This is a genomic window from Peribacillus sp. QJM3NY_7 (assembly GCF_056173225.1).
In genome coordinates this window covers 572,782-586,806 of sequence record NZ_CM149663.1, presented here as the reverse complement: position 1 = coordinate 586,806, position 14,025 = coordinate 572,782, and the positions used below count along the sequence as shown (strand labels likewise).

Genomic DNA, 14,025 nt, shown 5'->3' with positions numbered 1-14,025 from the left:
CAAATAGAAGTCAAAATTAATTAGAAGTATATAAGGAGAATTTTACAGATGATAAGACTGACAGACTGGTATTTTAATTCGCTAAAAAAACAAATATTGATTCCCTTTTTAGCTTTGATCATGATAAGCGGAATGGCCATTTCCTACATGAGCTATAAAAATAGTATCGAGTTGACGACCCAGGAAATTACCGGATCGACGGAAGAGCAAGTCAAGTCAATAAACGATTCTTTCGAGACCTTCTTTCAAAAAACGGAAAATCAATTGGATAGGATCAGTAAGTATCCTATCCTGAGTACTTATGATAAGAACCCCAAATCCATAATGGATGAGTTTTCCCATACACAGTCAAGCAGTTCTGAAATAAATGGTCTATACCTTGGCACCGAGAAAGATGGAAAAACATTAATATTCCCTAAAGCGGATTTGCCGGCTGACTTCGATCCGAGACAAAGGGATTGGTATCAATCCGCATTAAAACAAAAAAACAAGACCATTTGGACGGAACCTTATACTGATCAGGCTACGAATGAACTTGTCATTACGGCAGCAAAGGCCATATATGATGATCGTGATGAATTAATAGGCGTGCTAGGTGTCGACATCTCAATCGATACATTGATCTCGATGGTCAATCAAACGAAATTCGGCGAAACGGGCTATACGGTTTTGCTTAATCAGAAAGGGTCATTCGTTACACATCCAGACAAGGAAAAAATTCAACAGGATATATCAAAGGAAAATATTTTCAAAAAAATGAAAGGTGAATCCGGATCAATGATCGAGGAATTTGAAGGGAAGAGCCGGATCGTCGGATACGCCACAAATCCTACCACCGGATGGAGAATAGCAGGGGTAATGGAGGAAAATGAAGTGAAAGTCCGGGCAAGCCCGATGATAGTCGAAAATGTCATCACACTGTTGATTGTCTTTACCGTCACTGCACTATCTGCCATCTTCATCACCCGTTCTTTAACGAATCCCATTAAAAAGCTGCAGGAATCCATACGGAAAATGGCTGACGGCGATTTCACCTCCTGGAATTCCATTTCCAGAAAAGATGAGCTTGGCCAACTTGCAGAAGACATCAGCTTAATGACCAGGAATATGAGTCATATGTTAGGGGTTGTCAACAACCTTTCCGATAAAGTATCGGATTCCTCCATGACGCTAGTGGCCAGCGCCGATGAAAATTCAGCGGCAGCTAACGAAGTGGCCATGACGATGGAACAAATAGCAGCCGGTGCCATAGATCAAATCGAAGTCGGGCAGAATAACGAAATGGCCGTAAAGCTATTGGCTGACAAAATCAATGATCTTGAGGCGCAAACGGGAAAAATGGCCACGGAATCCGAAAATATGTTCAAGGCTTCCGAAAACGGAATCACTCAAGTACAAGGCCTGAAACAACAATTCAATGAAACGTCCCAGATATCCAATAAGATGAGCACGGCAGTCAAATCATTGGATGCACGATCCAATGATATCAGTGCGATCGTAAAAACCATAAGCGGGATTGCAGGACAAACGAATTTACTCGCCCTGAATGCTGCCATCGAAGCAGCGAGGGCTGGTGAACACGGAAAAGGGTTTGCTGTTGTTGCAGATGAAGTGAAGAAATTGGCCGAACAAACGGAAAAATCACTGAAAGAAATCTCTGAAATCATTCAAACCATGCAAACAGATACAACCAATACCGTTCATTTGATTGGTCAAGTCAATCAAAAAATCCATCTTCAGGATACTTCTGTAACGGATACGGAAAATGCTTTCAGTCACATTGCATCCATCATCACGACCACATTCAGCAATTTTGACGAAATAAAAGAGATGATGAACGATATGGTAAACGAGGTCACACGGATGGCGGGCAATGCAGAAAAATTAAATTCAATCAGTCAGGAAACTGCGGCAGGAACTGAAGAAGTATCAGCTTCCGCAGAACAAACGAATGCTTCCATGGAACAATTAAATGCCCTGGCTAGTGAATTGGATGCCCTATCCCAGGAAATGCACAAAGAAATAAAGAAATTCACATTCTAATCAAAAAAAGGACGGCCCCCTAAGGGAACCGTCCTTTTTAAAAGTACGACTTATAGAGTTCTTCTGCCATTCGTCAGCGTTTCATCGGTTTCGGTTATTCCCGAGTAAGAAGAACTGGATTTTCTAGCATCCGAATCGACTAACACAAGCAATTTGCCGCTCTTTACATCCGCTTCATAACGATTCGCTTCGTCTTCAGGTATGCCCATTCCGATTAATGTACCGGCCAATCCTCCTGTTCCAGCGCCTACAGCCGCTCCGGCTAATGTTGCAGCAAGCGGTCCAGCAGCCAGTACCGGCCCGATTCCCGGAATCGCCAACGCACCCACACCTGCCAATAATCCGGCAGCACCGCCCAAAATGCCTCCAGTCGCCGCACCAGCTGCGAGCCCCTCTTCAACTTTTGTACCCGTTTCTTCATTCACTGCATTTAATTCTTCTTTATCTTTAGCTACCACTGAAATATCTTCACGATTATACCCTTGGGCCTGTAATGACTCAACAGCCTTTATGGCTTCTTCTCCAGTTTCATATACACCAATTATACGTTTATCCATATCTATCATCCTCCTTAAAGAATGTAAATTGTCGCTCCCCCTTTACATACCCCAGGGGATGAAAATGCTAAACGTTATTTAACAGGAAAATATTTTCGAGTTAACCCTTACTCAGAAAGGGTATATATAATAGTAGTATGCATATTTTAGGAGGTTTTCTTTTTGCTCATCGAGTTACTTAAAGATTTAGTATCCATCGACAGTTCATCGAAAGAAGGAGCCAACCAAGCGGTAGATTACTGTGCGGACTGGCTTAAAGATCAAGGACTTACCGTGAATGTGATCGTAAATAACGGTTATAAAATGCTTGTTAGCGAGATTGGCAGCGGAGATAAAACCCTAATTTGGAATGGCCATGTCGATGTTGTCAGCGGTACGCCGGATCAATTTTTCCCTGAGGTTCATGAAGGAAATTTATATGGACGCGGAACAGCCGATATGAAAGCTGGGGTTGCAGGGATGATGTGTGCATTTACCGAACTGAAAGATAAGGACTTAGGTTTAAAAATCCAGCTACAGATCGTATCGGATGAAGAGATTGGCGGGTTGAACTGTTCCGGATATTTAGCGAAACATGGTTATCGGGGGGACTTTGTAATTTGTGCTGAACCGACGCAATTGGGAATCGGACTCCAGGCAAAGGGTGCCCTTCGTCTCGATATTGAAGTATCCGGCAAATCTGCACATGGAAGCCGTCCATGGGAAGGCGTGAATGCAATTGAAAAGGCCTATGATCTCTATCAAAAAATAAAGGAACTTCCATTCACCCGGGATCATACTCCCCTTTACTCTTCCCCTTCACTTAACCTAGCAAAAATAAAAGGCGGGGATGTCTATAATAAGGTACCGGATGCTTGTTTGCTAAGTCTTGATATTCGTTATCTTCCTACGCAAACAATGGAAGATATCATTGCTCAGATCGAAAGTGTGACAGGAAAAAATGTTCACCTTAATATGTACAGTAAACCTGTAAAAACCGAAGAATCAGACCCATTCATCACTTTGCTCCGACCGATTATCGAAAGAAACACCAAGCAAGACGCTGTCATTTTCGGACAACATGGCTCCGCAGATACCGTCTTTTTTGCGGCATATGATATCCCAGCGATTGAATTCGGACCAAAAGGCGAGAACTGGCATGGAGATAGGGAATGCGTCAATCTTGAATCAGTAGCAGTCTATCAAAAAATGCTGGTCGATTTCGCTTCTGAATTTGTTTTACATTAAGCCAAATCATGAAAAAAGCCTGCATATAGACAAAAAGAAGTCTATCTACATTTTAAAAACAAAGTTGATTGAAACAAAAGGTGCGAGACTCCTGCGGGAAAAGCGCGTCCAAGGAAGACCCCACAGCCGCAAAGGCGCCGAGGAGGCTCCCGGACCGCCCGAGGAAAGAGAGTGCCTGGAGTGGAAATCAATGTTCGAATTTTAACAAGCTCTCAACTTAGACAAACTCGATTTTCATCGATTTTGTCTACAGGTTTGAGCCGACATCACATAGATGTCGGCTTTTTCCATGTTCCGCATATCCTCTCCTACTAAAATAAACAGCATTCAATCGTCTAATATTACGTTGTTTTTTTACAAAATATACAGGACTTTAAAACCAGGGATTTCACATCCATATATTACCTAATTAAACAGGATACGCCATTACATCAACACTGTTTAACAAAAATACGCTTATACTGACATAATAAATAATATATTTACATTTAACAGATAAGTACTTTTGACCTAGTTTATATTACATTTATTTATCAAGGGAAACCTTTTTGTAACACAATTACTATTCCACCGAAACATTATTGTCATAAAGACCTGTTATTCTAAATCTACGATTTAAAACAAAGGAGACTATTCATTTTGAAAAAAATACTACTTCCACTATTCACTGCTTTCTTTTTGGTATTTAGTTTTTCCGGAGTTTCATCGGCTGCTACTACTACATACAAAGTTAAAAGCGGCGACACACTATGGGGTATCGCCAATAAACATAATATAACAGTCAATCAACTCAAAAGTTGGAACAACCTGAAAAAAGATAACATCCATCCAAAACAAGTTTTAAAGGTCAAGAAAACATCGACCTCTGCTAAACCTAAAGCTAAAGCAAAAACATCATCATCATCCAAGAAATATAAAACGATCACGGTGAAGGCAACAGCTTACACTGCGAACTGCAAAGGCTGCAGCGGGATTACAGCATCTGGTCTTAACTTAAAGAAAAACCCTAACGTAAAAGCCATCTCGGTCGACCCTAAGGTCATTCCACTAGGAACAAAAGTTCATGTAGAAGGATACGGGGATGCCATTGCGGCAGATAAAGGCGGCGCAATCAAAGGGAATAAAATTGACGTCTTCTACTCTTCTCACTCAAAAGCTATCAATTGGGGCAGAAAAACCGTTAAAGTAAAAATCTATAAATAATGATAAGCACCAGCCTGAAACCTTTCAGGCTGGTCTTTTGTTTTTCCCATTCTTACAAACATCTAAACAACCAGTTGACCTTCAAACGGAAATATTTACTGAAATTTCAGTCAATGTTATGATTAGTACATCTTAATCAAAAGAGAGGTGTACGCTTTGAATATTGTCATTATAGGGGCCGGGGCACTGGGCTCCTACTTTGGGGGCAGGTTGCAGCAGACCGGACAGGATGTTCAATACCTTGTCCGAAAAAACCGCGCCAAACAATTGAAGGAAAACGGGATCAGCATAACCAGCCCACATGGAAACTACCAATTCAACGACCTTCATATCACAGAGAATGTAAATGACATCGAAAAGGTCGACCTCGTGATTCTCGCCGTAAAAGGCCAGCATCTGCAAGGCACCCTTACAGATTTAAAGGTGCTTGTTGAAAAGGGCGCAAAGGTTCTCCCGCTTTTGAATGGATTGGAGCATATATCCATTTTACAGGAGGCGCTGGGCGATGAAGCCGTCTTAGGAGGAAGTGCCTTCATCATCGCCACCCTTAATGAAAAAGGGCATGTCATTCACTCCAATGAAAATCACGATTTAATCTATGGCCCGCTTCATCCGTCACAAAAAAAGATATGTGATGAATTCGGACAGGCGGCGGGATCAGCTATCATGAAGGTAAGCAGAACGGAAAACATATTGATCAGGATGTGGATCAAATACATGTTCATCACCGCGTTTTCCGGTGTGACAACAGCATCGAACCTCCCTATCGGCACGATACGGAGATACCCGGAAACCAATGGATTGCTAGAAAAGGTCCTTGTTGAAATGAAGGAGCTTGCAAATGCTTATGACGTCGGAATTACTGTGGAGAATATTGCTCAAGCGTTGGAAAACATGGCAGGCTTACCTGATGAATCCACCTCTTCGATGCACCAGGACCGCCGGAAGGGCCTAACCCTCGAAGTGGAACATTTACAGGGCGGTGCACTGCGCCTAGCCGACAAGGTCGGTTTGAAACTTCCTGTGATCGGAACCCTATATGCACTAATAAAACCATTTGAAAATTGATTTTCGCCAATACCGGTTCTCCACCGGTATTTTTTTTTACGGCTTAGTAATCTCTTTATATCCTAATCTTCACTTTTAATTCCTCTTCAGTTATTCAAAATCCCCAAGACCAAAAAGAACAAAAAGAAAACAATATCACCAAAAGAATATTCTGATTCTTTCTTCTGTTACACTATTATCAAGTTAAGAAAGCGTTATCATATAACAAAGGAGAATGCCCCTTGAAAATATTAAAAAATTTAACAGTTCAGGTCATCATCGGTATCATTCTGGGTATAACAGTCGGTTTCTTCTTCCCTGCTTTCGGTGAACAACTAAAGATATTGGCTGATTTATTTATTAAAATGATTAAAATGGTCATCGCACCAATCATCTTCTTAACCGTCGTAATCGGAATCGGCGGTATGGGTGATATGAAAAAGGTTGGCCGCATCGGCGGAAAGGCCCTGCTTTATTTTGAAATCGTTACCACTTTCGCACTTGCCATCGGAATCATCGTGGTCAATCTGCTGGGACCTGGTAAAGGCTTTAACATCGATTCAGTCGAGGGCGGAGATGTATCACAATATACGACAGCCGCTTCCGAAACGGAACATGGCGCCGTTGCTTTCATTTCTAATATCATTCCTGATAATGCCGTTGCCGCACTGGCTGGCGGAGACTTACTACCTATTCTATTCTTTGCCGTATTATTCGGATTATCGATGGCAGCAATGGGACCGAGAGTGCAGCCAGTCGTTTCTTTCTTTCAGCATATTGCCGACATTTTCTTCGGCATCGTCGGTATGATCATGAAAGTTTCTCCATTAGCCGCATTTGGAGCAATGGCTTATACAATCGGTAAGTTTGGCCTTGGTTCTTTATCCTCGTTAGGACAATTAATGGGCAGTGTTTATATCACAATGGCACTTTTCATCGTTCTTATCCTTGGCTCAATTGCAAAAATGTATGGCTTTAATATTTTCAAGTTCATTGCCTATATAAAAGAAGAGATCCTCTTAGTTTTAGGAACCTCCTCATCGGAATCCGCCCTGCCAAGCGTGATGAAAAAACTCGAAAAATACGGTTGCTCAAAATCGGTAGTCGGTTTGGTTGTCCCAACCGGTTATTCTTTCAACCTTGATGGCACTTCCATCTACTTATCCATGGCTGCGATTTTCATCGCCCAAGCCTATGGTGTCGATTTAAGCATCTGGCAGGAATTGACCCTTCTAGGGATCTTGATGTTAACATCCAAAGGTGCTGCCGGTGTAACGGGATCCGGTTTCATCACACTTGCTGCAACATTAGCTGCCTTCCCAATGATTCCAGTTGAAGGAATGGCATTACTGCTTGGAGTCGACCGCTTCATGTCAGAAGCACGCGCCATCACAAATCTAATCGGTAACAGTGTCGCTACGGTGGTCATTTCTAAATCAGAAGGTGAATTCAATCCAAACCAAGCCATCTCAGATGATATGAATGAAGTGGCTGTTTCATCGGAAAAATAATCGAACCTTGAATGAAGAGGTGTGCAGCTTGCACCTCTTTTTTTTGTGTATTCCTCCCTTTCTAGCAACGAATAGCCAATTTTCTATAAATAGCCAAACAAATAAATTTCAGAATCACTGAAAAGTGTTTATACTTTTATGTAACAGGTAAAAGTATAAAGTTAGAAGTTTAGTAGTTTGATGGATTTAACCAAATTAGGAGGTTTTATCATGAAGGATTACGGATTATTTATTAACGGTGAGTGGTCGGATTTTGGATTGGATAAAATTGAAGTGAGAAACCCGGCAACGGATGAAGTAGTTGCCACCGTTCCTAAAGGCGGTGCAATTGAAGCGGCGAAGGCTGCAGATGCCGCATATGAAGCCTTTACGGGCTGGGCTGCACTCTCAGTCTACGAACGTGCTGAACTAATTTGGAAATGGCATCGATTGATTGATGATCATAAAGAAGAACTGGCAAAAATCATGACTGAAGAGCAAGGAAAGCCCCTTAAAGAAGCTCTTGGTGAAATGACATATGCCAATGGCTTTTTATCTTGGTTTGCCGAAGAAGGAAAAAGGGTGTACGGCGAAACGATTCCTGCTTCCGTGTCCAATAAGCGGCTTTTCGTTACTAAACAGCCTGTCGGAGTTGTAGCTGTCATTACGCCTTGGAACTTTCCTGCAGCCATGATTACAAGAAAAGTGGCACCAGCGCTTGCCGTCGGCTGTACAGTCGTCATTAAACCGGCAAACCTGACTCCCATAACAGCTTTAAAAATGGCTGAATTAGCCGAAAAAGCTGGCATTCCAAAAGGGGTCATCAACGTCGTGACAGGAAAATCCTCAGAAATCGGCGAAACTTGGCTTCAAGATACGAGGGTTCGTAAATTGACGTTTACCGGTTCTACAGATGTCGGCAAAACCCTGATGAGGGGCTCCGCAGACACGGTAAAGAAAATCTCGCTAGAACTCGGAGGTCACGCACCAGCAATCGTTCTTGAGGATGCCGACCTTAATAAAGCGGTTGATGGCATCATCAGTTCAAAGTTCCGTAACGCAGGACAAACATGCGTCTGTTCAAATCGCATTTATGTCCACGAAGCCATTCAAGAGGCCTTCATCGAAAAGCTCGTTGCCAAGGTCAAGGAACTAAAGGTAGGAAATGGACTGGAAGATGGCGTCGATATCGGTCCGCTTATCGATCAAAATGCAGTGGATAAGGTTCAAAAACAAATTGATGAAGCAATCAGCAGCGGCGCTAAGCTCGAAGCTGGCGGTAAATCAATAAGCGGCCTTTTTCTTGAACCGACTGTATTGTCCAACATTGATGACAGCATGCTCTGCATGAAGGAAGAAACATTTGGTCCACTAGCTCCCATTGCCTCCTTTAAGACTGATGAAGAGGCAATCAAGAGGGCAAATGACTCCATCTTCGGTTTGGCAGCTTACGTCTTCACTGAAAACATCACAAAGGGCATCAAATTCACCGAGGCACTTGAATTCGGTATTGTTGGCTTGAACGATGGACTTCCTTCCGTTCCGCAAGCTCCATTCGGCGGATTCAAGCAAAGCGGACTCGGCCGTGAAGGCGGACACCAGGGCATCGAAGAATTCCTGGAAGTAAAATATATTTCCTTAGGTTTGTGACCTATTTACCCCAATAAGAAAACGGGCCCGACTCAATTGAGTCTGACCCGTTTTTTCATTCCAATATATCTTCTTCAAGCTTTTCCTCTTTTCGGATCCTGATGAATTTTACGATATTCAATACAATCGTTTTAACAACAGAGTAAGTAGGAACCGCCAAAATCATGCCGATGATACCGGCAATGTTTCCGGCGACAAGCAATAGGATGATGATGGTAAGCGGATGTGTGTTCAATTTCTTCCCGATGACTAACGGTGAAATGAAATTACCATCCAATTGCTGAATGACCGTTACAACCAGAATGACCAATAATGCCTCTGTCGGTGAATGGATCAACGCCACAATGACGGCAGGAGCGGCTCCGATAAACGGACCTACATATGGAATGATATTGGTTACAGCGCCAATCAGCGCGAATAAGAACGCATAAGGCAACCCAATGATTAGATATCCGATGAACGTTCCGATCCCGACAAACATGCAAACAAGCATCTGCCCTTGTATGTATGTAGTAAGCGTCCCGCCAGTTTCCTGAAGTACTGTTAAAGCTGGTTTTCTATAGCGAACCGGTACGAATTTCATAATGGCGGCCGGAAGCTTATCCCCATCCTTCAACATATAAAACAGGATGAAAGGAACCGTTACGACAACTAAAGTGATATTCGTCACCACGCTGAAAACGGAAGTTAAACTGTTCGTTATATTACTAGGTAAGTTCGTCAAATATTTTTGCAGCGAATCCCCTACTTCTTGCAGAGGTACATAATCTTGTTCCACCGTCCATAAAAACCATTTTGACTCCGCTGAGTCTTCAATGAACTTCCTTGTTTGATTGAAATAATCCGGAAGGTTATTGAGTAAATCCGTAACCTGTTTGGAAAGTGACGGGCCAACCAGACCGACCAGTAAACTAATCAACCCAAGGAAAAATACGTAAAGCAATAAAATCGCCAATCCCCTTGGCACTCTTCTTTTAACGAGGAAATCAACAGTGGGATTGAACAGGAAGTAGAGAAAACCCGAAATCAAGATTGGAAAGAACAATGTAGATGTAAAAATGACTATTGGTTCAAAAAGAAAAGAAATCTTTGTACCAACATAAAAAAGTAAAGACAATAGTAATAACTCTAACGTCCAAAAATGCAGTTTTTGCTTGAACAAATTATCTCCTCCACTATAAGCAATTCTATTTAACTCCCTATTTCTAAGGAAACAACATCATAAATGCGAAAAATCCTATGTATGATAATCATTCATTGTTAGCAGTTTACCATATTTCTATAACTTGGATGAATAATTATATATAAAAATAATAGAAAAAAGCCTAAAGATACAGTTCCCTAACTTTTTGATGGTTAAGCATCATTTTACACTTTAAATCTGTTATTTGTCGCAGGAAAAAGAATCAATAGGAAACACCATACAAATTACTTAGGAGAAATAATCTATTTACTTTTCAATATTCCATTGATGACGAAAGATTCATTGGTTTTCACCTATTCCGGACACGGACCCAATAAAAAAACCCCGCTTTTTATTGGCGGGGTTTTGAGTCTTATTTTTGATCTTGAAGAACCGCTTCAAGCATCGTACCGTTTTTAGCTAGGTTCGTATGCCATGAAAATGCTTTTTCAAGAATGTGCGGAGTTTGATGCCCGCCCGTTTGCGCAACAGCTTCAGTGAAGTATGCACGTAGCTGTGGTCGGTAATCAGGATGAGCACAGTTTTCTATGATTAACTCTACGCGCTCTTTTGGTGCCAAGCCACGTAAATCAGCGATCCCTTGCTCTGTCACTAATACGTCCACATCATGTTCAGTATGATCCACATGAGAAACGAAAGGAACGATACTGGAAATTTTGCCGCCTTTTGCATATGATTTCGTTACGAAAATTCCTAGGCGTGAATTACGGGCAAAATCTCCTGATCCGCCAATTCCATTCATCATTCTTGTCCCAGAAACATGTGTCGAGTTTACGTTACCATAGATATCACACTCTAACGCTGTATTGATTGAAATCAAGCCCAAACGACGGATGATTTCAGGATGATTAGATATTTCTTGTGGACGAAGAACTAGCTTATCACGGTATTTTTCAAGCTCACCGTAAACTTGTTTCCCTTTTTCTTCAGCTAATGTAATCGAACACCCTGAAGCGAATTTAACCTTTCCAGCATCAATCAGATCAAATACCGCATCTTGCAGCACTTCTGAATAAACTTCCAAATCTTTGAATTCAGAATCAAGGAAGCCAGCGAATACTGCATTTGCCACTGAACCTACACCCGACTGAAGCGGAGCAAGGCTTTCAGTTAAACGGCCAGCCTTTATTTCTCCACGAAGGAAGTTAATGAGGTGGTTGGCGATTGTTGCAGTTTCTTCATCCGGCGGCACGATTGTGGAAGGTGCATCAAGATCTGTAGAAACGACGATTCCCATTACTTTTTCGGGATCAACCGCAATGCCGATCGATCCTAGGCGATCACTTGCTTTAGTCATAGGAATCGGTTCGCGTTCCCCTTGTTTAGCCGGTGTATATATATCATGCATCCCTTCCAATCCTTCTGGATGGGATACGTTCAATTCAATGATCACATGTTTAGCTTCTTGAACGAATATGGCTGAGTTGCCTACAGAAGTTGTCGGGATGATCAATCCATCTTCCGTAATCGCCAATGCTTCGATGATTGCAAAATCGATTGGTCCGACAATGCCTTGACGAACTTGTTCAGCCGTATGAGACAAATGCTGATCCACATAAGTTACTTCATCAGCATTGATTTTATTACGAATGCCTTTATCCGCTTGGAACGGCAAACGTTTATTTATGATACCCGCTTCCGCCATATGTTGGTCGACTTCCGGTCCTAATGAGGCACCAGTATAAACGTCAACTTTGAATTTTTCAGTTTTAGCTCTTTCAACTAGAGCCATCGGAATAACTTTAGCATCACCAGCACGGGTAAATCCACTCATACCGAGTTTCATCCCACTTTTAATCCATGATGCTGCTTCTTCCGCTGTAACTACTTTCCCCTTAAATTGTTCGTTGCGAATTTTTTTGAAAACGCTTTCGTTCATACAAAAGACCCCCATTTTTCGCTTTTCTTACACTTAATTTTACCAATCATGTGTAATCGTCACATTCATTTTCGAATGAAAAGCCTTAAATTGGGCATAAACCAGCATTTCTTTCACACAAAGGAGAATCACTAAAACCCCAAAGCCCTCCTGAATTGACTTGCATATGTTTGACTGACCTGGATTTTTGAGTTGTCTTTCATTATCAATAAAAATGTAGAATGGAAATCAGGGAGGATCTCTTGTATATAGTTGATATTGACGATGTACGAACGGTGCACACGAATGAATAAATCACTAGGTAAAATGAATTCCAATTCACTTAAATTCATTTTATGAAATCCACTCACACGTTCGGACTGAATTTTAGTTTTCCTATTTTGAGCTTCCAAATACATAATTTCATCATATGGAAGCGGTATCCAGCGATCATCTGTTTTAATGGTCAGGAATGATGTCGGTAAAATCAATGGCTTTGACGGCAAGATGGCCGTTACCGCCCCTAAAGGGTTGCCCTCGTCCATGATAGGAACACTCAGCCCATAGTAAGGTACGCCAAATACATTACTTTCAACTTGCACCCCTATTTTTTTACGGATGCTCAGCGCTTTATATGTCGCCGTATTTTCACTGATTAAATCACCTGGTTTTATTCTTAAGTCCACTTGTTTGCTCGGTTGATAATAAATGTATTTTTCGGAATCAGCCACAGAAATTGAAGCATCCTTCGGTACAAACTCCCTGATGATATTTAAAACGGATTCGACCGTAAATTGATCCATTTCCTTTCACCCCTTAAAAGAACATATTAATAATTCCCCTATTTTTAAGCAGGGCATTCATGAAGTAATTCATAGTTTTTTGGTAAACTTACATTTTTTTGAATTCACTTTTCGGAAAATTAAAGAAAAATTGAAGTAACTAAGCAAAAAGCGTCGAAAAAAGCAAAAAAATCGTATTTAAATTTATGTCCTTATTCATTATAGTTGGAATGCTCCCCGATTTCCATGGGGGATTCAAGAAAAAAGTTTCCTTATTATACAAACATTTAAATATCAAAATCCAGCGGACATCAAACAAAAAAGCCGCTCTCCCCTAGGATAACGGCTGAAAGGTCATTTTTTTGAAGGGGGATTTTGAAACGGGGAATTTAATCGGAGTGATAACATCTCTTCTAAGTTTTTCAGTGGCAATTCCAATAAAAAGGGTCGGTCATCAGGTTGATATACATCCTCTGAAATGAGCGTATTAACGATCTTCTGTTTTTTTGCATTAACAATTCGGACCAGTCTCCCCATTTTCAGCTCCCTTTCTTTAATCTTCTGTATCCGGCGGAATTGATCACAGCATCAGATGTCATTCTTTAGCGCATCATGACCTTCTTTACCGGTACGGATATTCACAACATTCGCCAATTCATATATAAAGATTTTACCGTCACCCGGTTTACCGGTACTCAAGAATTTCCTTGCTACATCCACAACATCCTGAACTGGCACTTCACACACGACGATCTCGATTTTCATTCGATCATGCAATGACATTTCACGATTTCTGCCTCTATATGTTTCCACATAACTTTTCTGAAGACCCGTTCCTTTTACTTCCGATACTGTCATTCCACTTACCCCTATTTTCGCAAGTTCCGCTTTGAATTGTTCAAATTGGATAGGACGTGTAATGATTTCTATTTTCGTTAAAATCTCGGACATATGGGCACCCCCT

General features: G+C 41.4%; 11 protein-coding genes. 6 read left to right on the top strand and 5 right to left on the bottom strand.

Annotated elements, in window-relative coordinates:
* Window positions 1–48 precede the first annotated feature (48 nt).
* Window positions 49–2,043 carry a methyl-accepting chemotaxis protein gene (locus tag AC0VX1_RS02840; RefSeq protein ID WP_475469787.1) on the top strand — a complete coding sequence of 665 codons (1,995 nt, stop codon included), beginning with the start codon at window positions 49–51 and terminating at the stop codon, window positions 2,041–2,043.
* A gap of 50 nt (window positions 2,044–2,093) precedes the next feature.
* On the opposite strand, the gene AC0VX1_RS02835 is transcribed toward AC0VX1_RS02840, so the two are convergent.
* Window positions 2,094–2,600: a general stress protein gene (locus tag AC0VX1_RS02835; RefSeq protein ID WP_048685038.1), complete on the bottom strand. Its 507-nt coding sequence runs from the start codon at window positions 2,598–2,600 to the stop codon at window positions 2,094–2,096.
* Between the two features lie 162 nt (window positions 2,601–2,762).
* Between AC0VX1_RS02835 and AC0VX1_RS02830 the strand changes: the two genes are divergently transcribed.
* The 5 genes from AC0VX1_RS02830 to AC0VX1_RS02810 all read left to right on the top strand — a co-directional run bounded on the left by AC0VX1_RS02830 (window position 2,763) and on the right by AC0VX1_RS02810 (window position 9,217).
* Entirely contained in the window at window positions 2,763–3,827 is a 1,065-nt protein-coding gene (locus AC0VX1_RS02830) for a M20 family metallopeptidase (protein WP_106027531.1), read from the top strand.
* 639 nt (window positions 3,828–4,466) lie between these two features.
* The gene (locus tag AC0VX1_RS02825; RefSeq protein ID WP_063577450.1) at window positions 4,467–5,030 is read left to right on the top strand and encodes a 3D domain-containing protein; all 564 of its coding nucleotides are present in this window, start codon (window positions 4,467–4,469) and stop codon (window positions 5,028–5,030) included.
* A 147-nt stretch (window positions 5,031–5,177) separates the two neighbouring features.
* Window positions 5,178–6,098, top strand: coding sequence for a ketopantoate reductase family protein (locus tag AC0VX1_RS02820; protein WP_475469784.1), 921 nt, complete (start codon window positions 5,178–5,180; stop codon window positions 6,096–6,098).
* Between the two features lie 221 nt (window positions 6,099–6,319).
* Window positions 6,320–7,588, top strand: coding sequence for a dicarboxylate/amino acid:cation symporter (locus AC0VX1_RS02815; protein WP_057278594.1), 1,269 nt, complete (start codon window positions 6,320–6,322; stop codon window positions 7,586–7,588).
* A gap of 210 nt (window positions 7,589–7,798) precedes the next feature.
* The gene (locus AC0VX1_RS02810) at window positions 7,799–9,217 is read left to right on the top strand and encodes an NAD-dependent succinate-semialdehyde dehydrogenase (RefSeq protein ID WP_475469782.1); all 1,419 of its coding nucleotides are present in this window, start codon (window positions 7,799–7,801) and stop codon (window positions 9,215–9,217) included.
* Window positions 9,218–9,272: 55 nt separating this feature from the next.
* Here AC0VX1_RS02810 and AC0VX1_RS02805 read toward each other — a convergent pair whose 3' ends face one another.
* The 4 genes from AC0VX1_RS02805 to AC0VX1_RS02790 all read right to left on the bottom strand — a co-directional run bounded on the left by AC0VX1_RS02805 (window position 9,273) and on the right by AC0VX1_RS02790 (window position 14,012).
* Window positions 9,273–10,379, bottom strand: coding sequence for an AI-2E family transporter (locus tag AC0VX1_RS02805; protein WP_063577452.1), 1,107 nt, complete (start codon window positions 10,377–10,379; stop codon window positions 9,273–9,275).
* 394 nt (window positions 10,380–10,773) lie between these two features.
* Window positions 10,774–12,300 (bottom strand): acetyl-CoA hydrolase/transferase family protein, encoded by a 1,527-nt coding sequence (locus tag AC0VX1_RS02800; RefSeq protein WP_413009576.1) that lies wholly within the window; start codon window positions 12,298–12,300, stop codon window positions 10,774–10,776.
* A 131-nt stretch (window positions 12,301–12,431) separates the two neighbouring features.
* Window positions 12,432–13,082: a LytTR family DNA-binding domain-containing protein gene (locus AC0VX1_RS02795; RefSeq protein WP_057278591.1), complete on the bottom strand. Its 651-nt coding sequence runs from the start codon at window positions 13,080–13,082 to the stop codon at window positions 12,432–12,434.
* A gap of 567 nt (window positions 13,083–13,649) precedes the next feature.
* Window positions 13,650–14,012 carry a P-II family nitrogen regulator gene (locus AC0VX1_RS02790; protein WP_048685015.1) on the bottom strand — a complete coding sequence of 121 codons (363 nt, stop codon included), beginning with the start codon at window positions 14,010–14,012 and terminating at the stop codon, window positions 13,650–13,652.
* Between the last annotated feature and the right edge of the window lie 13 nt (window positions 14,013–14,025).